This is a genomic window from Phenylobacterium sp., from assembly GCF_046290725.1.
Lineage (GTDB): Bacteria > Pseudomonadota > Alphaproteobacteria > Caulobacterales > Caulobacteraceae > Phenylobacterium.
In genome coordinates this window covers 181,116-205,788 of sequence record NZ_JBKBUH010000002.1, presented here as the reverse complement: position 1 = coordinate 205,788, position 24,673 = coordinate 181,116, and the positions used below count along the sequence as shown (strand labels likewise).

Genomic DNA, 24,673 nt, shown 5'->3' with positions numbered 1-24,673 from the left:
GCATTTCAGCGCCCCACGAACTTGGCCATGCCCGGGCCGTTCTTGCGAAACGAGGCCAAGCCCAACTTCAAATCCTCCGACGCCCATATGGGCTTTTGGATATCGGCCATGGCCTCGTCGGCCGCCAGGACGCCCTCGTTTGCGGCGATGTAGGCAAGCTGTTTGGTTGCGCCGTGGGCCAGCGTCGGACCATGCGCCAGTTCTTGGGCGATGGTCATGGCGGTCGACTCCAGGAGTTCATCGGCGACAGCCAGATTGATCATTCCCCAGCGCTCCAGGGTCTCTGGATCGTAGCGTCGACCCAGAAGCGACATCTCCTTGGCCCTAGCCATACCGCCCCGTTGCACCTGGCGCTGAATACCGCCCATCAACGGTTGGAGGCCGAGCGTCGCCTCGACCGAACCGATCTTGGCTGACTTCGCGGCGATCACGTAGTCGCACGCCAAGGCGAGTTCGAAGCCGCCGCCAAGGCAAACCCCATGGACGCTGGCGACGATTGGAACCGGTGCGAGTTCGAAACTCCGCAGGAACTCCACCGTCGAGGACCTGCCGGATTTCGTGGTGGCCGCCGCCGCGGGAGGGGGCGCCTCTGATCGGCTCTCAAAGAGGTCCAGATCGGCTCCGGCAGAGAAATGACGAAGGCTGCTGCAAAGAAGGACGGCTCGGGCGCCAGCCTCGAGCCCTAGCTTCAGCTCGGCCGTCAAAGCCCCCAGGAGCTTGGGCCCGACGAGGTTGTAGGGGCGATAGCCCATGGTGAGCACGCAAACGGGGCCGTGGTGCTCCCGTCGCACCAAAGGTTCTTCGGTCATTGCGATCTCTTCAGGTTATGAGGTTTGTGTCGCCGCCGATCTCCAGCAGGGCTCGGCGAAGGAGGACGTCCAGCATGCGGGCGCGGTAGTCGCCCGACGCCCAGCGATCCGTTCTGGCCTCGAGATCGGGCAGGGCTCCCTCCTGCTGGCGTGCGAACTGCGTGAGGTTCGCCATCTCGACGCCCACTAGTTTCTCTTCGAGATGGGGTAAGCGCTGAGGAAAGGTCCCGGCGCCCGAGATCGCGACCCGCGCCTGTCGGCATCGCCCCTGATCGTTCATCTCGAGGGAGAGAGCCAAGCTGACGACGCTCCAGCCCACGCCGTGGTGCTTTCGCTTGCGGTATAGGGACTTGGTCGCGCTCGACTGGGCGGGGATTGAGACAGCTGTCACGAATTCGGCCGGGGCCAGCTCGACCGCGCCCGGACCCCGAACAAAATCCGAGATTGGAACATGACGAACACCACCTCGACCGGCGATATGCACCACCGCGTCCAAGGCTAAGACGGCCGCAACCCAATCCCCCGAGACCTCCGCGGCGCAGAGGGCTCCGACCAGGGTCCCGCGATTGCGGATCATCGGATCGCCCGCGGCTGCGCCGGCCTGCAAGAGAAGGCTGAGGTGCTCACAGACGAATGGGTGACGAAGCACCTCGGCTTGAGACACCATCGCGCCGATGACGATCGCGCCACCCGACACATCCATGCGCCTCAGACTCTCAACGCCGCCCAGGTCGACAACGGTTGACGGCCGAGCCTCGCGAAGCTTGAGGCGGCTTAGGAGACTCTGTCCACCTGCCAGCAGCGACACCTCGCCGGCAGCTTGCGCCTCAAGCGCTTCGAACACCTCCTCGACCTGGCTAGGCCTTACATAATCGAATGCTGCGGGGATCATGCGGCTCGCTCCCGCAAAGCCGCTTCAATGCTCGACAGGACCCGCTCCGGCGTAAGCGGCATGTCGAGTTCTCGCACCCCCAGCCGCCAGAGCGCGTCGATCACAGCGTTGACGATCGCGGGAGGGGCCCCAACCGTCCCAGCTTCGCCCAGGCCTTTGGCTCCAAGCGGGTTGGTCGGCGTTGGAGACACGGTGTGATCGGTCTCGATCGCCGGCAGCATGTCAAAGCGTGGGATCGGGGGATCAGGGTCAGGCCGCCCTTCCCCATCATAGGCCGCGCCTTCCCACAGAGCCTGACCGATGCCCTGCGCAACCCCGCCATGGACCTGGCCGCGCGCGAGGAGCGGATTGATAATCACCCCGCAATCATCGACCGCCAGATAGCGCCTAAGATGGACGTCACCCGTCTCAGTATCGACTTCAACCACGGCGACGTGGCTGCCGAACGGAGAAGACATGCCTTGCGGGTGGTAGAATTCCGTCTCCTCGAGGCCGATCCCCATCCCGGGAGGCAGACCCTGGCCGGTCCACGCTGCTCGGCCGACCTCACGGAGACTGACGCTCCCATTGCCTTGCCGGGTCCGAAAGAGGCCGTCGTTCTGGAGGAGATCCTCCACGGGACACTGGAGGAGGTGTGCCGCGATCCGACGCATCTTTTCGGCCACACGACCTGCGGCGAGCTTCACGGCGCTCCCGCCTACCGGAATTGAGCGCGAGTTGAACGTCCCGATCCCAAAGGGCACCACGTCGGTGTCGCCTTGGATCACCTCAATGTCCTCCAGCGGGATGCCAAGCTCGTCTGCGGCGATCTGCGCAAAGGTCGTGACATGTCCCTGCCCATGGCTGTGGGATCCTGAGAGCACCGTGGCCCGACCGTCGGGCTGAACCCTCACGATGGCGCTCTCGAATCCTCCGCGGTCGAAACCGACAAAGCCCAACACCGCCGCGTTTCCCATCCCGCATGTCTCGGTGTAGTTGCTAATCCCGATACCGATCAGCCGCCCGCCAGCGCGGGCGCGCCGCTGTTCTTCTCGCAGCGCCTCATAACCCACCTTCTCGAGCGCCAGATTTAGGGTCGATGCGTAGTCGCCGCTGTCGAGGGTGGTGCCGGTCGGTTGGCGATAGGGCATCTGTTCTGGCGACACGAAGTTTCGCCGGCGTACTTCTGCAGGATCCAGCGAGAGCTCTTGGGCGACACGCTCAACCACGCGCTCGATCAGGTAGGCCGCTTCGGGCCGCCCTGCGCCACGATAAGCATCCACGGGCGTCGTGTGGGTGTAGACGCACTGAATGAGCACCTCGGAGCTGGGAATGGCGTAAACGCCGAGCAGGAAGAGTCCCACGTTGACGGTCGGGACCCCTGTTCCCATTGACGAAAGGTAGGCGCCGACGTTCGCAAGGCTGCGGACGCGGAGGGCAAGAATCTTACCGTCGGCCCGCGCTGCGACCTCGGCCGTCATCACGTGGTCCCGCCCATGCGTAGTGCTTACGACATTCTCCCGGCGCGTCTCCGTCCACTTTACGGGCCGCTCAAGCTTCTGGGAGAGACGCGCCAGCACGACCTCTTCGGGATAGAGGTGCATCTTTGGTCCAAAGCCTCCGCCGACATCTGGGGAAATCACTCGGAGCTTCTGCTCGGGGAAGTCGATAGCGGCCGCGAGCATGCGCCGAAGCATGTGCGGGATTTGGTTGCAGCAGTAGAATGTCAGCTTCCCAGTAGCTGGATCGTAGTCTGCGTTGACCGCCCGGGGCTCAAGCGGGAAGGGTACGAGGCGCTGGTTGCGAAGCTTCATCGTCAGCCGCAGGTCAGCCCCTTCGGCGCACTTGTCGAAGTCGCCCGTCCCGGCCGCGAACACCGTGGCGATGTTTCTTGGGATGTCGGGGTGGATTCTCCCCGCGCCTTCGGCAGCCGCAGCGACTTGATCCACGATCGCGGGCAAGACCTCATACTCGACCTCGACCAATTCGGCTGCGTCGACCGCTGCAGAGAGGCTGTCGGCGACGACGACGGCGACGCCCTCCCCGACGTGTCGAACCCATTCCCGCGCCAGCGGAGGCCGCCCTCGAACTTTCGAACCCGGAAAGATCCAGTTCGGCTTGAGGTCTGGAACGCCCGCGAGCTGTTCTGAAGTCCAGACCGTTGCTACGCCTGGAGCCCGCAGGGCCTCCTCGGTGCGGACCGCGCGGATACGCGCATGCGCGTGGGGGCTCCGAACAAAGGCGGCGTAGAGCTGGCGCGGCAGCACGATGTCATCGACATATCGGCCCCGCCCAACAAGGAATCTGCGGTCCTCCAGCCGACGTACCGGTCGGCCGATCTGTTTGCCGTTGTGGTCTTCCAGAACTTCATCCGACATGGTTGACCTCATCGCGCCCGGAGGGCCTCTGCGGCCGAGGCGACCGCCTCCACAATGTGCTGGTAGCCCGTGCATCGGCAGAGGTTGCCGCGGAGGCCCTGCCGGATCGCCTCTTCGTCGGGCTCAGGATTGGCTTGCAGGAGATCGGCGGCCGCACAGAGCATGCCGGGCGTGCAGAAGCCGCATTGAAGCGCATGACGCTCGTGAAATGCGGCCTGCAGCGGATGCAGCTCTTCCCCGCCTGCTAGGCCCGCAGCCGTCGTGATCGATTGGCCGTCGGCTTGGACGGCAAGGACCATGCAGGCCTTCACCGCACGCCCCCCCAAGAGCACCGTGCAGGCTCCGCAACGGCCCGTTTCACAGCCGATGTGAGGCCCCGTGACGCCGAACTGTTCGCGCAGCGCGTAGATCAGCAGGGTGCGGGCTTCCACTCGGCCGCGGCGCCTTTCCCCGTCGATCCAGACTTCAATCCAGTGCTCGCTCATCACCGCCCGCCCTATAATGATGTTGATCATCATTATAGGGCGCTGGACGGTTGTCAATCGCCTGCAGAGCCCTTCACGCGCTAATGCATCGCGCCCTCTGGATTAAGCCTCCAGCTGCGGAGGAGCATCGCAGCGAGAACCCCTGCGTGGGGCCGCGTGGGGTTGCTTTTGGGGTAGAGGTCGCGGCAGGGCCTTGCAGCAAAGCTCTGGCCGCAGCGAAGCGCCGGAAGAGCCCCGCCTGAATCAACCGCTGCAGGATCAATGAGCGAAAGGGGATCAGGCGGCTTCCCGGCCTTCGTCGGCGCCCTCGCTTCGGCGATAGCCCGAGCGATCGCGGTCCACACTTCAGTAAATTCTTCGGATCCGCGGCGACGCTCACGAAGCCGCTCCTCAAGCGCGTTCAGGATCCAATCGGTCTCTTTTGGGTGGGCCTTCGCGATGGCGAGCAATCCGACAACCGCATCGAAGACCCGCCCCAACGGTGGCGTCCCGTCCAGAACACTAAAGTAGACGTCAGCGGCGGCAGAACCGAACCCCGCAGCGACGCGGGCCCCGGCAGCCGCCAGCCACAAGGTTCGCTCCCTGGTAAAGGCGAGGGAGGGGGTCCAGGCCTTCGGCTGCACGCTTGCAAGGAGAGGCTTTAGCCAGTCGTGCGGTCCGCAGCTTATGGCGAGCAGGGCGAGGTGAGCGGAGACGTGGATCAGCAACCAGTAGTCCAGCAAGCGCGTGGACGATGCTTGCCCCGACGAAGCGAACGCGCCGAGGAGACTTGGTCTGAGTTGTTCGACCAGCGCCGCAGCTCTTGCGCTGGCTTTCAGCGCCCAGGGCGCGGCCAGAGGCATCAATTCGGCAAGTGCGGCGAACTGGCTGCGCCCCGGGGCGATCGCGAAAATGGACCGAAGCAGCGCATCTGTCGCGGAGGTCTCAGCATCAACCTCTGCAACCAAGTGAGGATCTCTAAGCACGCCGCGATGGAGAATATGGGGGCGTTCGGTCAGCCACGCATCGCCGGGTGACAGAAGCTGAAGGCGGTCAAGGCCAATCCGGACAACCGGGCCGCCTGGGGTTGTGCCCAGGAGAACATCCCGAGAGGCTGCGGCTGGCCCGACGGGCAGCAACTTGCGCCGTGCAGCTTCGCTGATGCGGAGCACCTGACCCAAGCTGAGCCACCAGGAAAGCTCTTTCAAATCCTCATCCAGGGCCGCCCTCAGCCCCGCGTCAGCGTCTTCCCTCATGCCCCACCTTTAAATGATGATCATCATTATTGGTGGCGCGGTCTTGAATGCAATGGCTGCCTGGCGAAAGTTCAAAGGAGGATTTGCCTCACGCCTCTGCGCGAGAACGAACGCGCGCAGCGTAAGTATGGGAGGGATCAGGGAACTGCCGGGCGCGAACGGTGGCCGCGTAGGTTTCGGCCGCAGCATCGATCCTGCTCGCCAGGTTCTCGAAGCGTCTAACGAACTTCGCGTTTCGCTCAAACATTCCAAGCATGTCGTCGACGACAAGCACCTGGCCGTCACATCGCGCGGAGGCTCCGATCCCAATGGTCGGGCAGTTGACGGCGTGGGTGATAGAAACAGCGAGGCTCTCAAGCACCGCCTCAATCACCATCGAGAAGGCGCCAGCCTTATCTACAGCGACGGCGTCGTCGAAGATTTCCGAGAACTCGTCGTTTCGTCCGCCCCTCGCCCGGTACCCTCCCAAGGTGTTGACGGCTTGTGGCGTGAGGCCGACGTGCGCCATGACCGGGATGCCCCGCGCCGTCAGGTACTCGATGGTTGGAGCCATCTTCACCCCGCCTTCCAGCTTCACCGCGCCAGCGCCGGTCTCTTGCAACACACGCGCGGCGGAGCGAAAGGCTTGCTCCGGCCCTTCCTCGTAACTGCCGAAAGGCAGATCGACGACAACGAGCGACCGGGCGGAACCTCTGACGACGGCGGCGCCGTGAGCGATCATCATGTCGAGCGACACCGGCAAAGTGCTGGGAAGGCCGTAGATCACCTGCGCCACACTGTCCCCGACGAGAAGCATGTCACAGTGGCGATCGAGGAGCTCGGCGGTGCGCGCAGTGTAGGCTGTCAGCATGACGACGGGTTCACCACCCTTGCGTGATGCGATGGCCGGCGCCGTTAAGCGACGGATATTCCCGCCGCTCTTCGCCTCTTCGGTGGGAACTCTCGACATGAGCCCTGCTCTTTCTTTCCAGCGAGCGTCTCCCAGGCCACGGCCCCACGCGCCCCCACTGGAGAGACGTGGCCGAGCTGACCCACACACCTGCGTGCGGTTCGGCGAGCGAAACGCGGGCCGGCACAATTGGAGGACCAAGTTGCGGGCCACGAGGTCGAAAGAGGACAAAGTTCAGGGCGCCCTCGCCAGACTGGCCGAGGAGCGCATCTGACGTCAGGTTCCCGGGAACGGCGCCAGATGAGCCACGCGCCGATGGGTTCTGTCTTCTGGGGGGATTGGACGCGGCGCCTCCCGCGAGGCGCCCAAATCAATGCTTGGAGAGCCGCGCGGCGGGGGGAAACTTGAACGCCCGCAGCAGAATGAACGCCAGAAGCCCCAGTGGGCCGAGCAGCGCTGTGAGGGAAAGGCTTACGCCTTCAGCAAGCCTCGGCATGTCGATCCGCCTTGCTTCTTCGGCAATCCAGGCTCCGACCCAAAGGTCAAACGCGAGGATGTGGGTCCATCCGAGAAGGCGCAAGGTTGGGTCTGAGAAGAACTCTCCGACGCTTCGAAGTCTATAGCCCTCTGCCAGGACCCCGGCTTGAGTCCAGCTCAGAGCGAATAGGGCGCCATAGGCCGCCGCCAAGAGCGCGCCTGCGGCCCGGGCGATGGTCGCGCCTCGCCGCGACCGAAGGAGAAGCAAAGCCGCCCAGCCGCCAAGTGCGACCACGTGGAAAGCAATGAAGAGTGCATCGAGCAATCCGCTTCCTCCCTGCGCTTCACTTCGAGCCAGCATCTAGCCCTTGTTCAAGGCATAGAGACATACTGAACATGAATAAATCAGTCATGATCTCAACAGAATTTTCATTTGCCGGAAGGTGATTATGCCCCGGTTTTTGACCAATTTGCAGCTCCAACTTCCACTCGAGCTATTCGATACTTAAAGATCCCTCACCCACGGCGGGGGACTTATTCCCCTAGGGTAAGTGGCCGGTCGTGGCGAGCTATTGAACTGAACCCCGCCCCTACGGCCGAGGAGCCCGATGCTCGACTTGAGTGAACCCTCGAGGTCTCCTCCGCATGCGTACGTTTGGAGTGCGCTCAGAGAAGAAGGCGCGCGCGCCGCCGCTTGTGAACCCGAGCTTGCCGGTCTGATCTCGGCCGCGGTGCTGGCTCACCATAACTTGGGGGTGGCGCTGGCGCGCCGCCTTGCCGGCAAGCTCGACGACCAGGAGGTAGGGGCGCTCGTCCTGCTCGATGTGATCGAGCGGGCCTACAATACTGAGCCATCGATTGTGCAGAGCGCCGCTTGCGATCTCCTCGCGGCGGTGGATCGAGACCCCGCCTGCCAGGGCTTCTTAAAACCCTTCTTGTTCTACAAGGGGTACCAAGCGCTCCAGACCTATCGGGTCGCCCATTGGCTTTGGCGCAGCGGGCGGCGGGCGCTCGCCCACCATCTGCAAAGCCGCGCCAGCGCGCTTTTCCACGTTGATATTCACCCGGCTGCGCAGATTGGCAGGGGCGTTTTCGTGGACCACGGCACTGAGATCATCATTGGCGAGACCGTGAAGATCGGCGACGACGTCTCGATCCTGCAGGGAGTTACGCTTGGGGGAAACGGCGTGGAAGCCAAACCACGGCACCCCACGATCGGTGTCGGCGTGTCCCTGTTGGCCGGCGCCAAGGTGCTAGGTGACGTCGCAATTGGCGACTACGCAAAGGTCGGCGCAGGCTCGCTCGTTCTGAGAGACGTGCCTGCCGGCTGCACCGCAGTCGGTGTTCCCGCAAGGCTTGTGAACTGCCCCTCACAGGAAGTCGAAGACGTCCCCCGCTGATCGGCGAGCGGGCTGGCCTTCTGCTCGTGGACCGGTCTGGCGAATCCGACCCCAAGAATGGCCACTCTGGTCCTTGTGGGCGGAAGGGCCTGCTGAGAGCCTTCGCAGAGCGGGTCGCCACGAGTTGAGACTTGATGCCCCCACCGGAGCCGTCGAAGACATGAACTTCAATTCTCGCGGGCGAATCGCCCTCCAACGCATCACCGGCAAGGCGTCTGATCGGTTGAGGAGGCCGTCATGAGCGCCTACGTCGTCGGACGCGTCGCGATTCACGACCGGGAACGGTATACACGCTACGCAAACGCCTTTCTCCCGGTTCTCAAGCAATATGGCGGCCGCCTACTTGTGGCCGAGGAGCAGCCGCAGCCCGTCGAAGGAGAATGGGACGGCCGAAAGCTCGTGTTGCTGCAGTTCGACGACCGCGCAGCCGCTGAGCGGTGGATCAACTCCTCAGAGTATCAGGCTATCGCCGCCGATCGACGGGCCGGCACCGATACCATAGTCGTGCTCGTCGAGGGATGGGCAGCTCCATAGTCAAGCGATGCCGAATTCTGCCCTCCGCTGCCTCTCCAGCCTGCTGGGTTGGGCTTCCTTCGAAGCAGCATTGGGCGCCTCAATGAGCTTCCAAACGAACGAGCCGCCTGGGCCACCGTGGAGTTAAGGCCTTATCCGCGGCTCATGATGTTCCGCGTAGCCGGCGTTCTGCCGAGTTGAGCTCCTGTTCCCTCTTCGAGGCGGGCTGCATCCAGCTTGGCTTTCGGGTGCCGCCGCGTCTCGGCGACTTCCACCCGCAGGACAGAACCCTATGCCCACCTCCCCCTTACAAGCCACGCCCCCAGGTCTGCGTCACTTGCTGACCCTTGAGGCGACGCTCGCAAGTCCGTTGGACGCGGGCGAGGGCGCCCTTGGTCGCCGAGTGCTGAACGCAGTCTCAAGCGGGCGCTTCCTGGGGGAGCGCTTAAACGGCCAGGTCTGTCCTGGAACAGGCGACTGGATGTTGACCGCAGGCGGAATGAGATTCATCGACGCTCGCTTGGTGCTCAAGTGCGATGATGGGGCCCTAATCCACATGAGCTATGGCGGTCGCATCTGGTTCGACCCAGGGGTGATGGAACAGATCGCCGACAGCAGAGCACGGCACGAGGTCGATCCTCGACGGTACTATTTTCGAACAGTTCCAGTATTTGAAACGGGACACCACTCATACAGGTGGTTGAACGGCATCGTCAGCGTGGGAGTTGGTCGGCTCATCCAAGGCGGCGTCGCCTATGAGATCTTTGAGGTTTCCTGACCCTCATCAGTCGTCGGGCTGCGCTGGGAGGATTCTTCGCTAGAGCGCGCCCCTTGCCAGCTCGCAGCAGCGTCTTCTCCGTCAGCATCACCGCGATTGTCCCTCATGCGGTCAACTCATTAGCGCCGCCGCAGCGGGCATACGGGGCCTGCACCGGCGGCTCGTCACGGCCTCGCTCCGGCGGCTGCGTAAGACCCTGAGCGCTCTGGGGGCGTCACTAAGGGGGTCTGGCAGAGCACTAAACCTATCGCAGAGGGAACGTACTCGCCGCCCGCATGGCGCCGCACCGTCAGAGGCGACGCCCGAGCTGCTTTTCAACTTGGCGCTTCTCCCAATTGCCGCCGAGGAACGGGAAGACCTCAAGGACGGCAGCCCCGTGCACCGCCACCCCGGGCCCGTCAATGGGCCGCCAAACTCCTGTCGCGCCTCTTGTCGCCAGTCGAACAGACTTGAACATCTCGGCAGTCGGGAAAGCCCCTCAGCGGGTATCGCCGGACGAGTCAAAGGGAAGTCGGGGGGAGCGGATTTGCGCTCTCGAAAGGCTCCCCACAATGTCCTCCGCACCGCCGACCTTCTGGCCCGCAGCCGATGCCGCTTGGCGTCTTGATCGCTCCCTCATCGCGGCCATTCATCGCGAACTGACCCGGCCGCTCCCCAAACGGATCACCAAGCTCCAGCGGCACGATCTCCTGCAGCGCCGCCTCTCGGAGTTAGGCGACCGCTTCGGATACGACTCCAAGATCGAGGTCGCCACGGGCTACAGGCGGCGCAGGTATTCCGGGCGCTTCGACGTGATGTGGTCTCCACGCGAGGGCGGGAGCTTGCCCATCGTCTTCGAGGTGGACAGTTGCTGGCGGCACGAGTCGCTGTTGAAGCTGGGACGGGTAAGCGAAGAGGCCCTGAAGCTATGGGTCTACTATGGGATGCGTTCGGCCCCGCCTGAGCCAATCGAGCCGGGATTCCGGCGCCTCAACATCCTGCGGATCGAGCCGTGGCTATTGGGCATGAAGGATAGCCAGCGGCTGCGTCACCTCGAGCCGGGCCCCTGGCCGGAGGTTCTTTATCCGCGACGCGCCGAAGGCGGAACGCTGCGCTTCGAACCCACGGCGACGTTCATGAGGAGCGGCCCGATCGTCTAGAGCACCACAGCGCCTCTAGCGCTGCTCACCGGAGATAGCGAGCCGCACCTGCACACTTGGAGGGGAGTCGCTGACCAGCAATGTTCTTGTTATGTTCCGCCGTCTCTTTGGATCCCCTTCGATACCCACAACCTGAATGGAAATCCTTGGAACACCGCGGACGAAGGCCGAGCCAAGGCTGACATCAAGCTATTGTAAAACAATACTTTACTATAATGTGGGCGGGAGCCGGCGAACGCGAGAAACCCTTCGCTGGTGGGCCCGGCAGGACTCGAACCTGCAACCAGACCGTTATGAGCGGCCGGCTCTAACCATTGAGCTACAGGCCCCTGCAGCGAAGGGACCGCTGGTTAGCATGGGCTGCATGCGCCTTAAAGCCGCCGTTCAGCTTCGCTTTGAGAGAAGCGGAACCGTCCGCTTCCGTCCGCCGTTCGGCGGCCAGGGGCGGCGCTCAATCGCCCCAGTCGGGAGACAGCCATGAAATCCTTCGTCCGCGCCGGCGCCCTTGGCCTGACGCTCGCCCTCGCCGCCGCGCCTGCGGCGTTCTCGCAAGCACCGCCGCCGGCCGCCGACTCCATGTTCCGAGCCACCACCCTCAACCTCTCGGCCTATGGCGAGACCAAGGTCGCGCCGGACATGGCCACCATCAATCTGGGGGTGGTGACCGAGGCGCCCACGGCCGCCGCGGCGCTCTCCGCCAACACGGAGAAGATGAACCAGGTCATGGCCGCCCTGCGCCGGGCCGGCATCGCCGAGCGCGACATCCAGACCAGCGGCCTCAACATCCACGTCCAATACGACTACCTGCCCAACGAGCCGCCGCGCCTGCGCGGCTACCAGGCGACCAACCAGGTGACCGTGACGGTCAACGACCTCTCCCGCCTCGGGCGGGCGGTCGACGCCACGGTCCAGGCCGGCGCCAACAGCGTCAACGGCATCTCCTTCGGCCTTAAGGACCCGGCCGCGGCGGAGAACGCCGCACGCGAGGAAGCGGTGAAGGCCCTGGCCGCCAAGGCCGAGCTCTACGCCCGCGCCACCGGCCACCGCGTCGCCCGCATGGTCAGCCTGAGCGAGGGTGGCGGCTATGCGCCGCCCCCGCCCATGCCGATGATGGCCTACGCCCGGGCCGAAAAGGCCGACATGATGGCCACGCCGGTCTCGCCCGGCGAAATGCGGGTGCGGATCGACGTCACCGGCCTCTACGAACTGGCGCGGTAAGGCCTTCAGGATCCGGGCGGGGTCAGGCCCGCCCGGCGGAAGGCGCCGTCCAGCTTGTCGGCGATGACAAGCCCGGGCGGGGTGTTCGCCCCTTCCATCGCCGCGGCGTAGACGAGTTCGCGCCCTTCCACCGGCCCCGCCGCCCAGGCCACGCCGCGGGAGCGGTCGGCCGTCGAGGGGCAGCTGGCGGTGCGCGGCTGGCCGTCGGCGGCTGCGGCCTTGGCCAGATCCTCGACGGACTGCGTCTTCTGGCCTTCGCAGGCCGGCATGCCGCGACCGCAGGCGACCAGGCCGCCGAACTTGTAGACCGTCTTGCCGGAGCCGCGCTCGGCCAGGATCACGCATGTTCCGGGATCGCCGACCGCCCGGCTGATGGCTTCGTCAAGCACAGCCTTCTCCACCCCTTCCGGGGCGGATGGCGAACAGGCGGCAAGGGTCAGGGCAAGGAGGGCGGCGGCGGTGAGCCCGGCCCTCACGCGGCCTTCTTGATCAGGTTGCCGTCGTCCAGCAGCACGACGGTGGGGGCGTAGTTGCGGGCTTCCTCCGCCGGCAGCATGCCATAGGTGACCACGATCACCTTGTCGCCCTTCTGCACCAGGCGGGCGGCCGCGCCGTTGACGCCGATCACCTTGGAACCACGGGGGGCTTCGATGGCGTAGGTGGTGAAGCGCGCGCCCGTGGTAATGTTCAGCACGTCCACCTGCTCGTGCGGCAGGATGCCGGAGGCGTCCAGCAGGTCCCGGTCGATGGCGATGGAGCCTTCGTAGTCAAGGTCCGCCTGGGTCACCGTGGCCCGGTGCAGCTTGGACTTCATCAGGGTCACCAGCATGGGGCGAAAAGCTTCCTTATGCTCGCGGCGGCGCCGAAACAGCCCGAAGGTGGGCGGCCTGCGGATATAGGCGCAAACGGCGTTTGCTTCAATTCTTGCGCTGCAGCAAGGCGCCGCTGCGTCAGCCTGACGCGCTGGGCGAACGGCCTTCGCCACCGCAACCTTCGTGCGGGCGATGCGGTTGAGGCGGCGAAGGAGCCCCCCATGCCCGAACATTCCGGCGAAGCCATCACCATCCTGAAGGTCGATCCGTGGCGCGACGAGGGCCTGATCGTCGCCTCGCCATCCCAATCGCCGGACGGCCGTCTCGCGGACCGCCACTCGGCCTATCACGACAACATCTCGCCGCCGCTCACCTGGACGGAGGTCGAGGACGCCCAGTGCTACGCCCTGATCGTCGAGGATCCGGACGCCCCGCAGGACAAGCCCTTCGTGCACTGGATGGTCTGGAACATCCCGCCCGAGGCCGGCGGCCTGCCCGAAGGCGTGCCGCACGCCATGTACGCCAACCCGCCCCATCCGATCATCCAGGGGCGCAACGATCACGGCGAGCATGGCTGGTTCGGCCCGCGGCCGCCGGAGGGCCACGGCGTTCATCGCTATTATTTCCAGGTCTTCGCCCTGGGCGAGCGGCTGGAGATGCCGCCGGAGACTCCGCTCGAGGAACTGCTGAACGCCCTGAAGGCCGCCACCATCGCCAAGGGCGAAATGGTCGCCACCTACGAAGCGCCCACCCGCCAGTGAAGGCCGCTTGACGGCGCCTGCGTCACCCGGGGCATATCGGCGCCGACAGCCCCGGCGCTTCCAGCCGGGCGGCAGGGAGACGCGGCATGGACGGGCATCAGGCGCCGGGCGGATTTTCGAGCGAAGGCCTTGGGGCGATCCCCGGCAGCCTGCAGGCGGTGGTCGACGCCGGGGACCTTTCCGGCTTCGTGACCCTGGTCTGGCGCAAGGGCGAGATCGCCCAGCTGAACACCGTCGGCTGGCGCGACGTGGAGGCGGGCCTGCCCATGACCCGCGACACTCTCTTCCGCATCGCCTCCATGACCAAGCCGATCACCTCGGTGGCCGCCCTGATGCTGATGGAGGAAGGCAAGCTCTCGCTGGACGATCCGATCGACAAGTGGCTGCCCGAGCTCGCCGGGATGCGGGTGCTGACCTCGCCCACCGGACCTCTCGACGACACCTATCCCGCTCCGCGGCCGATCACCGTGGACGACCTGATGACCCATCGGAGCGGGCTTGCCTACGGCTTCACCTCGGTCGGTCCCATCGCCCAGGCGCATGAGGAGGTTCTGGGGCCGCCCCTGGGCGTGCCCTATACCCCCGACGAATGGCTGAAGCGCCTGGGCTCCCTGCCCCTCTCCTATCCGCCGGGCGAGCGCTTCCACTACAGCCACGCCACCGAGGTGCTGGGTTTCCTGGTCGGCCGCGTCGCCGGAACCGGCTATCGCGAATTCATCATGGAGCGGATCCTGACGCCGCTGGGCATGGCCGACACCGACTTCTGGTGCCCGCCGGAAAAGCGCAGCCGCATGGCCAAGCTCTATCGGATCAACCCGGAGACCGACCGCCTGCAAGACGTCTCCTTCCCGCATGGGGACGCCGCGCCGGAGTTCTGCGCCGGCGGCGGCGGCCTGATCTCCACCGCCGACGACTATCTGAAGTTCGCCCGCATGCTGCTCAACAAGGGCGAACTGGACGGCGTGCGCTATCTGAAGCCGGAGACGGTCGAGCTCATGGCGGCCAACCGGCTGACCGACGCGCAGCGCCAGATCCCCTTCATGGGCATCCCCTTCTGGCTGGGCCAGGGCTTCGGCCTGGGGCTGTCGACGATCGTCGATCCGGAAAAGCAGGCCTGGATGGGCGCGGGCTCCAAGGGCGCCTTCGGCTGGCCCGGGGCCTTCGGCACCTGGTGGCAGGCCGATCCGGAGGAGGACATGATCCTCATCTACCTGATCCAGAACTCCATGCCGCTGGGGCCCGAAGCCGCCGCCCAGCTCGCCACCGGCCAGCGCATGGGCGGCCGCGCCGCCTTGCCGGTGTTCCAGAAACTGGTCTACGGCGCGCTCGGGAAGGCGTGAGGCTCGATCGACCGCTTCAAAGCGACACACGCCTGGGTTAGCCTTCTCCGGCGGAACGGATGACAGCCGATCGGGTGTCCTGTGTCGAAGCTTGCGGTCGCAGTCCGGCTATTGCGGGGAATGGCTTCGCGCCCCGAGCGTTCGGCGATGCTGTCGGCCCTCTATAGCCGCGACCTGCTCGGCCCCGCCGAATGCCCCTGCTGCGGCTACGGCGGGCTGTTCGAGGGCTTCGGCCGGCCGTTGCGCACCGGCGTCATGTGCCCGAAGTGCCGCTCCCTGGAGCGTCACCGCCTGTTCCACCTGGCTCATCGCGAGGGTCTGATCGGGTTCGCCGGGGCCGACGTGCTGCATTTCGCACCGGAGCGGTTCATCGCCGAACTGGTCCGCGCCGACCGCCCCAACAGCTACGTAACGGCGGACATTGAGCCTGGCCGCGCCGATCTTGTGCTGAATCTCGAGGCCATCGACCGCCCCGACGCCTCCAGCGACGTCGTCGTGGCCTCGCACGTGCTCGAACATGTGGACGACGCGCGGGCCATGGGCGAGTTGCACCGCATCCTCCGACCCGGAGGCCGGCTGGTGGCCATGGTGCCGCTCATCGAGGGCTGGAGCCGCACCTACGAGAACCCCGCGGTCGCGGACGAAGAGGCGCGCTTCCACCACTTCGGCCAGGAGGACCACGTGCGCTTCTACGGGGCCGACTTCCGCGACCGCCTCCGCCGCGCCGGCTTCACCCTCGCTGAATACGAAGCCGGCGGCTCCGACAGCGTACGCTACCGCCTTCAACGCGGGGAAAAGGTCTTCCTGGCGACCAAGGCCTGATCCTCACGGCGTCCGCGGGGCCACGCACATCGGCCGGCCCTCGTAGAGGTCGCCGACCAGGGTCCCGTCGCGGGCGGCGAGCTGGCGAGCCTTCTCATAGGCGACGCTCTCGGCCGGCGGCCTCACCCCCGGCGGGCAGATCGGCGCGATCACCCGCATCCCCTCGCGGCAGATGCAGATATCCTCACGCGGATCGAGCCGGCTGCCGGGGACCTTGCACACCGGCGGCAGGCTGCGGCCGCCGACGTCCAGGCAGAGCACGGTCTCGGTCGGCGGGTTGTCCAGGCTCTGGGCCGCCGCCGGCCCGGTCAGGGCCAGCGCCCCGGCGGCTGCGATCAGGATGCGATGCATGGCTTCATTCCCTCGAACATTCTGCCCCATCGTAAGAACGCAACATCGCCGATTTCGGGGCCGCGCGTTAGGGGCCGCTTCACCACGTCGTCACGCGAAGGCTTAACCAGCCATGGCCGAAACTCTCCGAGGGGAGAGCTCTCGCATGGATCCGATCGCCACCGCCGCCTACGGCATGTTCCAGGCCTCGAAGCGTTTCGAGGCCTCGGCCTTGCGCACCGCCCAGATGGGCGACCCGGAAGCTCAGGTCGACCTCGTCGCCGAGACGGTGGAGCAGATCGGGGCCAAGACCGCCTTCTCCGCCAACGCAGCCGTGGTCCGCACCGCCGACGAGATGAACAAGGCCCTGCTGGACATCCTGGCCTGACGCGGCTTTGACAAACGGTCCGTCAGGGCCTAGAGCGCGTTCCGCAAAAGTGGGACCCGGTTTTGCGATCAGAACGCGCTCAAACTTTTGAATCTAGAGCACGATTCAACGGTCAGACGATCTCGTCTGACCGCATCGTGCTCTAGCCGCCGGGCATGTCTCTGCGCCCGCTGTTCGTCACCCAGGTCTATGAAGCCAGCCTCGCCGAGGAGCGCGGCTTTCCGGAACTCAACGCCGAACTCGAGGACGCCTGCCGAATGCTGGCGGCCGAGGACGCGGCCGGCCGCGCCTGGTGCCGCGAGCATGGCTATGGCGGCTACACGTCCTATGCGTCGCTCGACGACCTGCCCCAGCGGGCGACCGTCTTCGCCGAGCTGAAGCGGCGGCTCGACCGCCACGCCGCCGCCTACGCCCAGGCGCTGGCCTTCGATCTGGGCGGCCGCCGGCTGAAGCTCGACAGCCTTTGGGTCAACGTCCTGAAGCCGGGCGCCGGCCATTCGGGCCACATCCATCCGCACAGCGTGCTTTCCGGCACCGTCTATGTGGCCGTGCCGCCGGGCGCGAGCGCGCTCAAGCTGGAAGATCCGCGCCTGCCGCTGATGATGGCCGCCCCGCCCCGCCGGCCCGATGCGGAGGAAGACGCCCAGGCCTTCGTCTACCTGACCCCGCAGCCCGGCACGATCTTCATGTGGGAAAGCTGGCTGCGCCACGAAGTGCCCGCCAACGCCGCCCGCAAGGAGCGGATCTCGGTCAGCTTCAACTACGCGTGGCGGTAGGGCGCCTCAGCGGGCTTCCCGGGCGTGGAAGATGCGGGCGACGAGCACGCGCTCGGGCTCCACGAGACATTGGATCACATAGCCGTTGCGCCCGAACTGCACGACGATTTCGCGCAGTTCGCTTTCCGGATCTCGCCGGCCGCGCTCGGCCAGTTGGCCGAGTGACAGCACGGCGTCTGAAATCACCGCCGCCGCTCGCACCGCAGCCCCTGGATTGCGCTCGACGAGAAAGGCCTCCAGTCGGATCAGGTCCCGGCGCGCGGCGGCGAGGACCTCGACGCGCCGCCTCAAGCCTTCCGAACCCGTCGCGCAACGGAAGCGCGGAATTCCGCCATCGCGGTTTCGGCATCGTAGCTCTCGCCGGTCCGCTCGAACTCGGCCACGGCCTCACGCGCGGCAAGCCAATGGCCGTCCCCATCAAGAGAATCCGCGATGATTCCCGCCGCATAGTCGGCCACCGGCCGGCCGGCCGCGTCGGCGGCTTCCTGCAGCCGCCGGGCGGTGTCGTCGTCGAGCTTCAGGGTCAGTTCGCCGTCGGCCATGGCGCCATGCTCATACCGACGGCCAAACCCGTCAACTGTCGAGGAAGCTCCGCAGCTTCCGCGACCGCGAGGGGTGCTTCAGCTTGCGCAGGGCCTTGGCCTCGATCTGGCGAATCCGCTCGCGGGTGACGCTGAACTGCTGGCCGACCTCTTCGAGGGTGTGGTCGGTGTTCATGCCGATGCCGAAGCGCATGCGCAGCACGCGCTCCTCCCGCGGCGTCAGGGACGCCAGCACCCGCGTGGTGGTTTCGCGCAGGTTCGACTGGATGGCCGCGTCGATGGGCAGGACGGCGTTCTTGTCCTCGATGAAGTCGCCCAGATGGCTGTCCTCCTCGTCCCCGATCGGGGTTTCGAGGGAGATCGGCTCCTTGGCGATCTTCAGGACCTTGCGCACCTTTTCCAGCGGCATGGCCAGCTTCTCGGCCAGCTCCTCCGGGGTCGGCTCGCGGCCGATCTCGTGCAGCATCTGGCGGCTGGTGCGGACGATCTTGTTGATCGTCTCGATCATGTGCACCGGGATGCGGATCGTCCGGGCCTGGTCGGCGATCGAGCGGGTGATCGCCTGCCGAATCCACCAGGTGGCGTAGGTCGAGAACTTGTAGCCGCGGCGATACTCGAACTTGTCCACCGCCTTCATCAGGCCGATATTGCCTTCCTGAATAAGATCAAGGAATTGCAGGCCGCGGTTGGTGTACTTCTTGGCGATGGAGATCACCAGGCGCAGGTTGGCCTCGACCATCTCCTTCTTGGCCTGACGGGCCTCGCGCTCGCCCTTCTGCACGGTCTGGACGATGCGACGGTAGTCGTCGATCGGCACGCCGGTCTCGGTGGCGAGCGCCGCGATCTCCTGGCGGATATCGGCGATCTGGCCGGCGTCGTTCTCGGCGAACTTGGTCCAGCGCACGCCCAGTTGCTTGACCTGGTCGGTCCAGTCGGGCGTCAGCTCCTTGCCGAAATAGGCCTTCAGGAACTCGCCGCGGCTGATGCCGTAGCTGTCGGCCAGGCGCAGCAGCCGGCCTTCCAGGCCCATCAGGCGCTTGTTGATCGCATAGAGCTGCTCGACCAGAGCCTCGATGCGGTTGTTGTTCAGCTTCAGGGTCTTCAGGTGCTGGACGATAGCCGTGGTCGCCGCCTCGTAGGCCTTGCGGTCGGCGTCCGACAGGTCCTCGCCCTTCAGGCGCTTGGCGACCAGCTTCTCCTGCAGGCTGCGGAAGGAGTCGAACTCGGCGGCGATGGCGTCGAGCGTCGCCATGACCCCCTCGCGCAGCTCGCCTTCCATGGCGCTGATGGTCGGGCCGGCGCCGTCGTCGAAATCGTCGTCGTCCTCGCCCTCGGCCTTGGCCGCGGCTTCACCGTCCTCGGTTTCGGCCTCGGCTTCCTCCTCCTCGGCCTCGGCGTCCGCGGCGACCGCGGCGTTCTGGCCGCCATAGGTCTGTTCGAGGTCGATCACCTCGCGCAGCAGGATGCGGCCCGAGCCCAGCTCCTCGCGCCACACCATGATGGCTTCGAAGGTGAGCGCGCTTTCGCACAGGCCGCGGATCATGGTGTCGCGGCCGGCTTCGATGCGCTTGGCGATGGCGATCTCGCCCTCGCGGGACAGCAGCTCCACCGAGCCCATCTCGCGCAGGTACATGCGCACCGGGTCGTCGGTGCGGTCGTAGGCCGGCTCCTTCGTCGTCTCGACGACGGCGCTCTCCTCGCGCACGGCCACTTCGCCGCCCTCGGCGTCCTCTTCGGCCTCGACGACGTTGACGCCCATCTCCGACAGCATGGCGAGCGTGTCCTCGATGGCCTCGGAGGTCACTTCCTCCGACGGCAGCACCTTGTTCAGCTCGTCCATGGTGACGTAGCCGCGGGCCTTGGCCTGCTTGATGAACTTCTTGACGGCGGCGTCCGTCAGGTCGAGCAGCGGCCCGTCGCCGCCGGTCGCCTCGGGAGTTTCCGCTTCGGCCGTATTGGTGCTCATCTATGTCTCCGACTTCCGGCCCGCCCCCCATGCAAGGGTCGGGCCGAAGATGCTTAATGACGGCCAATAGGGGTCGATTTCCTTTACGACCCGTCTTCCGCCCAAATCGTTCCCGTTCTGATCGCGCGTTTCAGTGCGTCGCGCTCACCCTTCAGGCGTATCAAGGCCGCCGCGCCCGAAGCCTCGCCGCCCAAGCCGCGCTTGGCTGCGTCGATCTCATGCTCCAGCGCGGCCAGCCGGGATAGACCGGAAAAGGCCAACGACCACTGGGATCGTGCGCCTTCGAGGGAGACATCCGGTTTCAGGAAGGGCGCGCCCGATGTCGCAGCGGCCCGGTCGATGTCTGTCAAGAGCGCGTCAAACCCGCAGGCCGCGAGATGGCGTGCGAGGGCCTGAGAGTCAAGATGCTCGGCTTCCAGGCGGAAACGGATGATTTGCTTCGCCAAATCCGACAGCGCCGGATCGCCGAAGCCGCCGGCGGTGAAGCCATCCTCCAGATGGTCGTCCAGAACCATGGGATCGAGCAACACGTAGCGGGCGAGCGCAGCGGGCGCAGGGTCCAGAGATTGGGCGAGCCGGCGCGCCGCAGCCCGCCCCTGCGGGGTCGGACGGGCCGGCGGGGCGTATCTGTCAAACCGTTGATTTCCCGAGGCGAACGGCCGCCCGCCTCCCTCCGGCCGAACGGGCCGGCCGAAGGCCGCGTCGAAGCGCTGCAAGAGCTCGTCGCGATAGGCCTGGGCCAGGTCCTTGTCGCCGATGGCCGCGGCGGCCTGGCGCAGGCGCACCTTCAGGCCCGCCCGGCGCTCCGGCGTATCCAGCGACTCGATGTCGCGCTCGCGGGAAAAAAGCGCGTCCACGAAGGGCGTGGTGGCCGAGAGCTGAGACCGCAGGGCCGCCGCGCCCTGCTCGCGCAGCACTTCGTCCGGGTCCTTGCCGCCCTCGACGATGGCGAACTTGAAGCTGCGGCCGGGCTTCAGCAGCGGCAGGGCCCGATCGATGGCCCGCGAGGCCGCCTGCATCCCCGCCCGGTCGCCGTCGAAGCAGAGGGTGGGTTCCGGATGCAGCCGCCAGAGCATCTCCATCTGCTCTTCGGTGAGCGCCGTGCCCAAGGGCGCCACGGCCGGCACGCCGGCGCGCTGGCAGGCGATGGCGTCCATATAGCCTTCCACCACCACCAGGGGCGGGGTCTCCGCGGCCGGCGCGGCGGCCAGGATCTTCCGCGCTTCGGCCAGGCCGTAGAGCGTGCGCCCCTTGTGGAAGAGCGGGGTCTCCGGCCCGTTCAGGTATTTGGCGCGGGCCTGCGGGTCCATGGCGCGGCCGCCGAACGACAGCATCCGCCCGCGGGCGTCGGCGATGGGGAAGATGATCCGGTCCCGGAACCGGTCGTAGGGGGCGCCGCCCTCCTCCGGCGCGATCAGCAGGCCGGCCTCGACCAGGTCGCCCGGCCGCGCGCCCTTGGTCACCAGATAGTCCTTCAGCGCCGTACGCCCCGGCGGGGAATAGCCCAGGCGGAACCGCTCCCACTCCTTCTCCGGCAGGCCCCGGCGTTCCAGATAAGCGCGCGCTTCCTTGCCCTCCGGCCGGCGCAGGGCGGCTTCGAACCACTGGCAGGCCAGCTCCAGCCAATCGGCCAGGCCCTGGCGCTTCTTCTCCTGCTGGGCGGCCTGCGGGTCGGCGGCCGGCAAGGCCAGCCCCGCCTCGGCGGCCAGCCGCTCGACGGCCTCCACGAAGGTCAGCCGCTCGGTCTCCTGCAGGAAGGTGATCAGGTCGCCGGTCTTGCCGGAGGAGAAGTCGAAGAACTGCCCCTTGTCGTCGTTCACATAGAACGACGGCGTTTTTTCCTTGTTGAACGGCGACAGCCCGACGAACTCGCGGCCTTGCTTGCGCAGCTTCACGGTCCGACCGATCACGTCGGAAGGGCGCAGCCGCGATTTCAGCTCGTCCAGGAAGTGTTCGTCGAAGCGCACGGCTCGATCATATGCGCCGCTTTCCGCCGCCTGCGAAGCCGCTTCAGCCCAGGTGGCGCAGCTTCTCGGGATTGCGCATGATGTAGATGGCGGCGAGCCGGCCGTCCTCGCTGGGCTGGAAGGCCATGGTCATCGGCCCGTCCGGCCGGTTCAGCACCACGCCTGGATAGCCGTTGATCCGCACCGGGCGGAAGGTGTCGTCCTCGTAGGTGAGGGCGCCGCGCCAGGCCAGGCCCTCGAACATGCGCATGACGTCTTCGCGCCCGATCAGCGGGCGCAGGGCCGCCGAACGCTTGCCGCCGCCGTCGGTCACCATGATCGCGTCCTCGGTCAGCAGCGAGGAGAGCGCCGCCATGTCCCCTTGCGAGGCCGCCCGCATGAAGGCCGTAGCCAGGCGCGCAGCGGCCTGCTGGTCGACGCTGAAGCGGGGCCTGGCGTCCTGCACATGGGCGCGCGCCCGGCTGGCCAGTTGGCGCACGGCGGCCTCGCTGCGGCCGAGGGTCCCAGCCACCACCGCATAGTCCTGGTCGAACACGTCGTGCAGCAGGAAGACGGCCCGCTCCAGCGGCGAAAGGCGCTCCAGCGCCAGCAGGAAGGCGACCGAGACGTCCTCCGCCCGCTCGACCGGATCCTCCGTCAGTTCCTCGATCAGCGGCTCCGGCAGCCAGGGGCCGCGATAGGCCTCGCGCCGGGCCTTGGCCGAGCGCAGGCGGTCGATGCAGAGCCGGCTCGTGGTCCGCACCAGCCAGGCTGCGGGATCAGCCACCTCGTCGCCCGCCCTGGTCCAGCGCAGCCAGGCGTCCTGGACCACGTCCTCGGCTTCGGCCACCGAGCCGAGCATCCGGTAGGCCAGCCGCTGCAGCCGCGGCCGATTGGCTTCGAAGATCGCGACATCGGGGGCGGGCATGGCTGACCTCCGATCAGGCCGCGGCGGCCAGGTGGGCGATCCTGGCGGGCTCGCCGGAGACCGTCACCCGCGAACAGGCCTTGCCGTAGCCGAGGGCGTATTTCAACGTCGGATACATCCGCGCGGTGGTGATCGCCAGGCCCAGCGCCACGAGCGCGCGCTCGCCCCAGCGCCGCACCACCTCGTCCCGCAGGGGATCGGCGGCTTCGACGTCGCGCGCCAGGCTGGCGCGGGCGAAGCGGTAGGCGAGCGCCGCATCCTCCCCCATGGCCGCCTCGTCGCCGGCCAGGATGGCGTGCAGCACGGTTTCCGAGACCCCGCCCGCGGCGGCCATGTCCACCGAGATCTGGGTGCAGGGACCGCAGTCCTCGTACATCGTCCCCACGATCCCCGCAGCGGCCAGCGCCTCGGGCGGTGCGGCTTTCCGGTCGACCATGGAGGTGGCGATCCAGAACTTCACGAACGGCGCCGTCCCGCCGTCCTCAAGCAGGCGGCGCATATAGGCGCCGTCGTAGCGCCACTGGCGTTCGAACCTGTCGATCTGCCGGACGAGGAACCGTTTGAGCATCATTGGATCTCCCGAGGCTTGCGAAGAAGGACGAGGGCGAGGGCGATCAGCGCCGGCAGGTAGACGCCCGGCAGGTCGCGCAGCACGTCGGAGACCGGTCGCGGCCCGCAGCCGGCGTCATAGACGTGAATGACCGCATGCAGGGTCAGGAAGGCCGCCGCAGCCGCCAGGGCCGGCCAGCCCTGGACCGGCCGCCAGGCGAACCACGCCAGTCCACCGGCCGCGACCAGATAGGCCGCGCCGATGTCGCGCACGAAATGCGGATTATAGGCGCCGGTTGCGATCACGCCCGGCACGGCCCCGTACCACCAGAACGAGGCGAACAGCATGGCCAGGGCGTTCAGCCCCAGCACCAGGGCAAGCACCGCGGCGAGCGTGCGCGACATTCGATCCCTCCGACACTTTCAGAAGGGAGGACGGCCGAGCCCGCGCGCCTGTGACGCGAAGTGCAAAAAAAGAGCGCTAGGTCAGCCGATCCAGCCAGGCCGGCAGGTCCCGGATCGAGGCCAGCTCGGCGAAGCGCGGATGGTCCATCGGCGCATCGGCCATCTCGTGCGCCCAGGTCAGAGGATAGGGAATGTGAGCGGCGTAGGACCCGGCCTCCAGGGCGGGCAGGACGTCGGAGCGCATCGAGTTGCCGCACATCGCCGCCTGGGCCGCGCCCGTTCCGTGGCGCGAGAACACCCGCTCATAGGTGGAGGCGTCCTTCTCGCTGACGATCTCCACCGCGGCGAACAGGTCGCCGAGGCCAGAGGCGGCCAGCTTCTGCTCCTGGTGCAGCAGGTCGCCCTTGGTGATCAGCACCAGCCGATAGCGTTCGGAGAGCGCCGCCAGCGCCTGGTCGACCCCCGGCAGCGGCTCGACCGGCTCGTTCAGCATCTCCCGGCCGGCCGCCAGGATCTCGCGCACGATCCGCGCCGGGGCCTCGCCCCCCGCCAGTTCCATGGCCGTCTCGATCATGGAGAGGGTGAAGCCCTTTACGCCGTAGCCGTAGAGCCGAAGGTTCCGCTTCTCCACCTCCGCCAGCCGCGCCTCCACCACCGCCCGCTCGGTGTAGCCGGACAAGAGTTCGCAGAACCGGTCCTGGGTCAGCCGGAACAGGGTCTCGTTGTGCCAGAGGGTGTCGTCGGCGTCCAAACCGACCGTGGTGATCCGCATCGTCCTATCCGCTCGACAGCCTGCCCGGTCCGGCGGCGCACGGCGCCCAAACCTTAGGCGCCGATCTCGCACGAATCCCGGGCTGCAGCGAATGTGACGGAGCCGTCACCTTCCGCCGCCGATCCCATCGCATCCTTCCCGCGA

Annotated in this window: 28 protein-coding genes and 1 tRNA gene; 10 read left to right on the top strand and 19 right to left on the bottom strand. The window is 66.6% G+C overall.

Annotated features, from left to right (window positions below; all coding sequences use genetic code 11):
• Nucleotides 1-5 precede the first annotated feature (5 nt).
• The 7 genes from ACK41C_RS12220 to ACK41C_RS12190 form a co-directional block, all read right to left on the bottom strand.
• Nucleotides 6-809: an enoyl-CoA hydratase/isomerase family protein gene (locus ACK41C_RS12220; protein WP_409654573.1), complete on the bottom strand. Its 804-nt coding sequence runs from the start codon at nt 807-809 to the stop codon at nt 6-8.
• Nucleotides 810-819: 10 nt separating this feature from the next.
• Nucleotides 820-1,701, bottom strand: coding sequence for an FAD binding domain-containing protein (locus ACK41C_RS12215; protein WP_409654570.1), 882 nt, complete (start codon nt 1,699-1,701; stop codon nt 820-822).
• Nucleotides 1,698-4,058 (bottom strand): xanthine dehydrogenase family protein molybdopterin-binding subunit, encoded by a 2,361-nt coding sequence (locus ACK41C_RS12210; protein WP_409654568.1) that lies wholly within the window; start codon nt 4,056-4,058, stop codon nt 1,698-1,700. The genes ACK41C_RS12215 and ACK41C_RS12210 overlap by 4 nt, the downstream gene beginning before the upstream one ends.
• A gap of 8 nt (nt 4,059-4,066) precedes the next feature.
• Nucleotides 4,067-4,576 carry a (2Fe-2S)-binding protein gene (locus ACK41C_RS12205; RefSeq protein WP_409654565.1) on the bottom strand — a complete coding sequence of 170 codons (510 nt, stop codon included), beginning with the start codon at nt 4,574-4,576 and terminating at the stop codon, nt 4,067-4,069.
• A 47-nt stretch (nt 4,577-4,623) separates the two neighbouring features.
• Nucleotides 4,624-5,730, bottom strand: coding sequence for a hypothetical protein (locus tag ACK41C_RS12200; protein WP_409654562.1), 1,107 nt, complete (start codon nt 5,728-5,730; stop codon nt 4,624-4,626).
• Nucleotides 5,731-5,866: 136 nt separating this feature from the next.
• Complete coding sequence (gene panB, locus ACK41C_RS12195; protein WP_409654559.1) at nt 5,867-6,727, bottom strand: 3-methyl-2-oxobutanoate hydroxymethyltransferase; 861 nt, start codon at nt 6,725-6,727, stop codon at nt 5,867-5,869.
• Nucleotides 6,728-7,037: 310 nt separating this feature from the next.
• Nucleotides 7,038-7,469, bottom strand: a complete 432-nt coding sequence (locus ACK41C_RS12190; protein WP_409654557.1) for an abscisic acid-deficient protein Aba4 family protein — start codon at nt 7,467-7,469, stop codon at nt 7,038-7,040.
• A 283-nt stretch (nt 7,470-7,752) separates the two neighbouring features.
• Between ACK41C_RS12190 and cysE the strand changes: the two genes are divergently transcribed.
• From cysE to ACK41C_RS12170, 4 genes are all read left to right on the top strand, one after another.
• The gene (cysE, locus tag ACK41C_RS12185; protein WP_409654555.1) at nt 7,753-8,544 is read left to right on the top strand and encodes a serine O-acetyltransferase; all 792 of its coding nucleotides are present in this window, start codon (nt 7,753-7,755) and stop codon (nt 8,542-8,544) included.
• Nucleotides 8,545-8,781: 237 nt separating this feature from the next.
• Nucleotides 8,782-9,078, top strand: coding sequence for a DUF1330 domain-containing protein (locus ACK41C_RS12180; protein WP_409654553.1), 297 nt, complete (start codon nt 8,782-8,784; stop codon nt 9,076-9,078).
• A gap of 271 nt (nt 9,079-9,349) precedes the next feature.
• Nucleotides 9,350-9,835, top strand: coding sequence for a DUF3237 domain-containing protein (locus ACK41C_RS12175; protein WP_409654551.1), 486 nt, complete (start codon nt 9,350-9,352; stop codon nt 9,833-9,835).
• Between the two features lie 551 nt (nt 9,836-10,386).
• Nucleotides 10,387-10,974 (top strand): hypothetical protein, encoded by a 588-nt coding sequence (locus ACK41C_RS12170; RefSeq protein WP_409654548.1) that lies wholly within the window; start codon nt 10,387-10,389, stop codon nt 10,972-10,974.
• A gap of 253 nt (nt 10,975-11,227) precedes the next feature.
• Here the strand turns inward: ACK41C_RS12170 and ACK41C_RS12165 are convergent.
• A tRNA-Ile gene (locus ACK41C_RS12165) sits at nt 11,228-11,303 on the bottom strand.
• 148 nt (nt 11,304-11,451) lie between these two features.
• Between ACK41C_RS12165 and ACK41C_RS12160 the strand changes: the two genes are divergently transcribed.
• Complete coding sequence (locus tag ACK41C_RS12160; RefSeq protein WP_409654545.1) at nt 11,452-12,192, top strand: SIMPL domain-containing protein; 741 nt, start codon at nt 11,452-11,454, stop codon at nt 12,190-12,192.
• A 5-nt stretch (nt 12,193-12,197) separates the two neighbouring features.
• Here the strand turns inward: ACK41C_RS12160 and ACK41C_RS12155 are convergent, their stop codons facing one another.
• Together ACK41C_RS12155 and panD are read right to left on the bottom strand one after the other, a co-directional pair.
• Entirely contained in the window at nt 12,198-12,581 is a 384-nt protein-coding gene (locus tag ACK41C_RS12155) for a hypothetical protein (RefSeq protein WP_409654543.1), read from the bottom strand.
• 83 nt (nt 12,582-12,664) lie between these two features.
• Nucleotides 12,665-13,021, bottom strand: coding sequence for an aspartate 1-decarboxylase (gene panD / locus ACK41C_RS12150; protein ID WP_409654541.1), 357 nt, complete (start codon nt 13,019-13,021; stop codon nt 12,665-12,667).
• Nucleotides 13,022-13,225: 204 nt separating this feature from the next.
• Here panD and ACK41C_RS12145 point away from each other — a divergent pair, with 204 nt between their 5' ends.
• From ACK41C_RS12145 to ACK41C_RS12135, 3 genes are all read left to right on the top strand, one after another.
• A complete protein-coding gene (locus ACK41C_RS12145; RefSeq protein WP_409654538.1) occupies nt 13,226-13,765 on the top strand; it encodes a YbhB/YbcL family Raf kinase inhibitor-like protein in 540 nt (179 codons plus the stop codon).
• An 86-nt stretch (nt 13,766-13,851) separates the two neighbouring features.
• A complete protein-coding gene (locus tag ACK41C_RS12140; RefSeq protein WP_409654536.1) occupies nt 13,852-15,105 on the top strand; it encodes a serine hydrolase domain-containing protein in 1,254 nt (417 codons plus the stop codon).
• Nucleotides 15,106-15,225: 120 nt separating this feature from the next.
• Nucleotides 15,226-15,927 carry a methyltransferase domain-containing protein gene (locus ACK41C_RS12135; RefSeq protein WP_409654534.1) on the top strand — a complete coding sequence of 234 codons (702 nt, stop codon included), beginning with the start codon at nt 15,226-15,228 and terminating at the stop codon, nt 15,925-15,927.
• A 3-nt stretch (nt 15,928-15,930) separates the two neighbouring features.
• On the opposite strand, the gene ACK41C_RS12130 is transcribed toward ACK41C_RS12135, so the two are convergent.
• Nucleotides 15,931-16,278, bottom strand: coding sequence for a hypothetical protein (locus tag ACK41C_RS12130; RefSeq protein ID WP_409654531.1), 348 nt, complete (start codon nt 16,276-16,278; stop codon nt 15,931-15,933).
• A gap of 145 nt (nt 16,279-16,423) precedes the next feature.
• On the opposite strand from ACK41C_RS12130, the gene ACK41C_RS12125 reads away from it, so the two are divergent.
• Both ACK41C_RS12125 and ACK41C_RS12120 read left to right on the top strand, forming a co-directional pair.
• Entirely contained in the window at nt 16,424-16,645 is a 222-nt protein-coding gene (locus ACK41C_RS12125; RefSeq protein WP_409654529.1) for a flagellar basal body rod C-terminal domain-containing protein, read from the top strand.
• A 155-nt stretch (nt 16,646-16,800) separates the two neighbouring features.
• Nucleotides 16,801-17,421, top strand: coding sequence for a TIGR02466 family protein (locus tag ACK41C_RS12120; protein ID WP_409654525.1), 621 nt, complete (start codon nt 16,801-16,803; stop codon nt 17,419-17,421).
• Between the two features lie 6 nt (nt 17,422-17,427).
• Here ACK41C_RS12120 and ACK41C_RS12115 read toward each other — a convergent pair whose 3' ends face one another.
• From ACK41C_RS12115 to ACK41C_RS12080, 8 genes are all read right to left on the bottom strand, one after another.
• Nucleotides 17,428-17,712 carry a type II toxin-antitoxin system RelE/ParE family toxin gene (locus ACK41C_RS12115; protein WP_409654522.1) on the bottom strand — a complete coding sequence of 95 codons (285 nt, stop codon included), beginning with the start codon at nt 17,710-17,712 and terminating at the stop codon, nt 17,428-17,430.
• On the bottom strand, nt 17,709-17,963 hold the full coding sequence (locus ACK41C_RS12110) for a hypothetical protein (RefSeq protein WP_409654518.1): 255 nt from the start codon (nt 17,961-17,963) through the stop codon (nt 17,709-17,711). The genes ACK41C_RS12115 and ACK41C_RS12110 overlap by 4 nt, the downstream gene beginning before the upstream one ends.
• A gap of 31 nt (nt 17,964-17,994) precedes the next feature.
• Entirely contained in the window at nt 17,995-19,929 is a 1,935-nt protein-coding gene (rpoD, locus tag ACK41C_RS12105) for an RNA polymerase sigma factor RpoD (protein ID WP_409654515.1), read from the bottom strand.
• Nucleotides 19,930-20,012: 83 nt separating this feature from the next.
• A complete protein-coding gene (gene dnaG / locus ACK41C_RS12100; protein WP_409654512.1) occupies nt 20,013-21,896 on the bottom strand; it encodes a DNA primase in 1,884 nt (627 codons plus the stop codon).
• A gap of 43 nt (nt 21,897-21,939) precedes the next feature.
• Nucleotides 21,940-22,803, bottom strand: coding sequence for a sigma-70 family RNA polymerase sigma factor (locus ACK41C_RS12095; protein WP_409654509.1), 864 nt, complete (start codon nt 22,801-22,803; stop codon nt 21,940-21,942).
• 13 nt (nt 22,804-22,816) lie between these two features.
• Nucleotides 22,817-23,374, bottom strand: coding sequence for a hypothetical protein (locus ACK41C_RS12090; protein ID WP_409654507.1), 558 nt, complete (start codon nt 23,372-23,374; stop codon nt 22,817-22,819).
• Nucleotides 23,371-23,757, bottom strand: coding sequence for a hypothetical protein (locus ACK41C_RS12085; RefSeq protein ID WP_409654505.1), 387 nt, complete (start codon nt 23,755-23,757; stop codon nt 23,371-23,373). Before ACK41C_RS12085 ends, ACK41C_RS12090 begins: the two co-directional genes overlap by 4 nt.
• Nucleotides 23,758-23,833: 76 nt before the next feature.
• Nucleotides 23,834-24,529, bottom strand: a complete 696-nt coding sequence (locus ACK41C_RS12080; protein ID WP_409654502.1) for an HAD family hydrolase — start codon at nt 24,527-24,529, stop codon at nt 23,834-23,836.
• Nucleotides 24,530-24,673 lie beyond the last annotated feature (144 nt).

What these genes read in the sequence shown, in the direction of transcription:
- ACK41C_RS12220 (WP_409654573.1), bottom strand. Translation starts at nt 809, where the DNA reads ATGACCGAAGAACCTTTGGTGCGACGGGAGCACCACGGCCCCGTTTGC.
- ACK41C_RS12215 (WP_409654570.1), bottom strand. Translation starts at nt 1,701, where the DNA reads ATGATCCCCGCAGCATTCGATTATGTAAGGCCTAGCCAGGTCGAGGAG.
- ACK41C_RS12210 (WP_409654568.1), bottom strand. Translation starts at nt 4,058, where the DNA reads ATGTCGGATGAAGTTCTGGAAGACCACAACGGCAAACAGATCGGCCGA.
- ACK41C_RS12205 (WP_409654565.1), bottom strand. Translation starts at nt 4,576, where the DNA reads ATGATGATCAACATCATTATAGGGCGGGCGGTGATGAGCGAGCACTGG.
- panB (WP_409654559.1), bottom strand. Translation starts at nt 6,727, where the DNA reads ATGTCGAGAGTTCCCACCGAAGAGGCGAAGAGCGGCGGGAATATCCGT.
- cysE (WP_409654555.1), top strand. Translation starts at nt 7,753, where the DNA reads ATGCTCGACTTGAGTGAACCCTCGAGGTCTCCTCCGCATGCGTACGTT.
- ACK41C_RS12180 (WP_409654553.1), top strand. Translation starts at nt 8,782, where the DNA reads ATGAGCGCCTACGTCGTCGGACGCGTCGCGATTCACGACCGGGAACGG.
- ACK41C_RS12175 (WP_409654551.1), top strand. Translation starts at nt 9,350, where the DNA reads ATGCCCACCTCCCCCTTACAAGCCACGCCCCCAGGTCTGCGTCACTTG.
- ACK41C_RS12170 (WP_409654548.1), top strand. Translation starts at nt 10,387, where the DNA reads ATGTCCTCCGCACCGCCGACCTTCTGGCCCGCAGCCGATGCCGCTTGG.
- ACK41C_RS12160 (WP_409654545.1), top strand. Translation starts at nt 11,452, where the DNA reads ATGAAATCCTTCGTCCGCGCCGGCGCCCTTGGCCTGACGCTCGCCCTC.
- panD (WP_409654541.1), bottom strand. Translation starts at nt 13,021, where the DNA reads ATGCTGGTGACCCTGATGAAGTCCAAGCTGCACCGGGCCACGGTGACC.
- ACK41C_RS12145 (WP_409654538.1), top strand. Translation starts at nt 13,226, where the DNA reads ATGCCCGAACATTCCGGCGAAGCCATCACCATCCTGAAGGTCGATCCG.
- ACK41C_RS12140 (WP_409654536.1), top strand. Translation starts at nt 13,852, where the DNA reads ATGGACGGGCATCAGGCGCCGGGCGGATTTTCGAGCGAAGGCCTTGGG.
- ACK41C_RS12135 (WP_409654534.1), top strand. Translation starts at nt 15,226, where the DNA reads ATGGCTTCGCGCCCCGAGCGTTCGGCGATGCTGTCGGCCCTCTATAGC.
- ACK41C_RS12130 (WP_409654531.1), bottom strand. Translation starts at nt 16,278, where the DNA reads ATGCATCGCATCCTGATCGCAGCCGCCGGGGCGCTGGCCCTGACCGGG.
- ACK41C_RS12125 (WP_409654529.1), top strand. Translation starts at nt 16,424, where the DNA reads ATGGATCCGATCGCCACCGCCGCCTACGGCATGTTCCAGGCCTCGAAG.
- ACK41C_RS12120 (WP_409654525.1), top strand. Translation starts at nt 16,801, where the DNA reads ATGTCTCTGCGCCCGCTGTTCGTCACCCAGGTCTATGAAGCCAGCCTC.
- ACK41C_RS12110 (WP_409654518.1), bottom strand. Translation starts at nt 17,963, where the DNA reads ATGGCCGACGGCGAACTGACCCTGAAGCTCGACGACGACACCGCCCGG.
- rpoD (WP_409654515.1), bottom strand. Translation starts at nt 19,929, where the DNA reads ATGAGCACCAATACGGCCGAAGCGGAAACTCCCGAGGCGACCGGCGGC.
- ACK41C_RS12095 (WP_409654509.1), bottom strand. Translation starts at nt 22,803, where the DNA reads ATGCCCGCCCCCGATGTCGCGATCTTCGAAGCCAATCGGCCGCGGCTG.
- ACK41C_RS12090 (WP_409654507.1), bottom strand. Translation starts at nt 23,374, where the DNA reads ATGATGCTCAAACGGTTCCTCGTCCGGCAGATCGACAGGTTCGAACGC.
- ACK41C_RS12085 (WP_409654505.1), bottom strand. Translation starts at nt 23,757, where the DNA reads ATGTCGCGCACGCTCGCCGCGGTGCTTGCCCTGGTGCTGGGGCTGAAC.
- ACK41C_RS12080 (WP_409654502.1), bottom strand. Translation starts at nt 24,529, where the DNA reads ATGCGGATCACCACGGTCGGTTTGGACGCCGACGACACCCTCTGGCAC.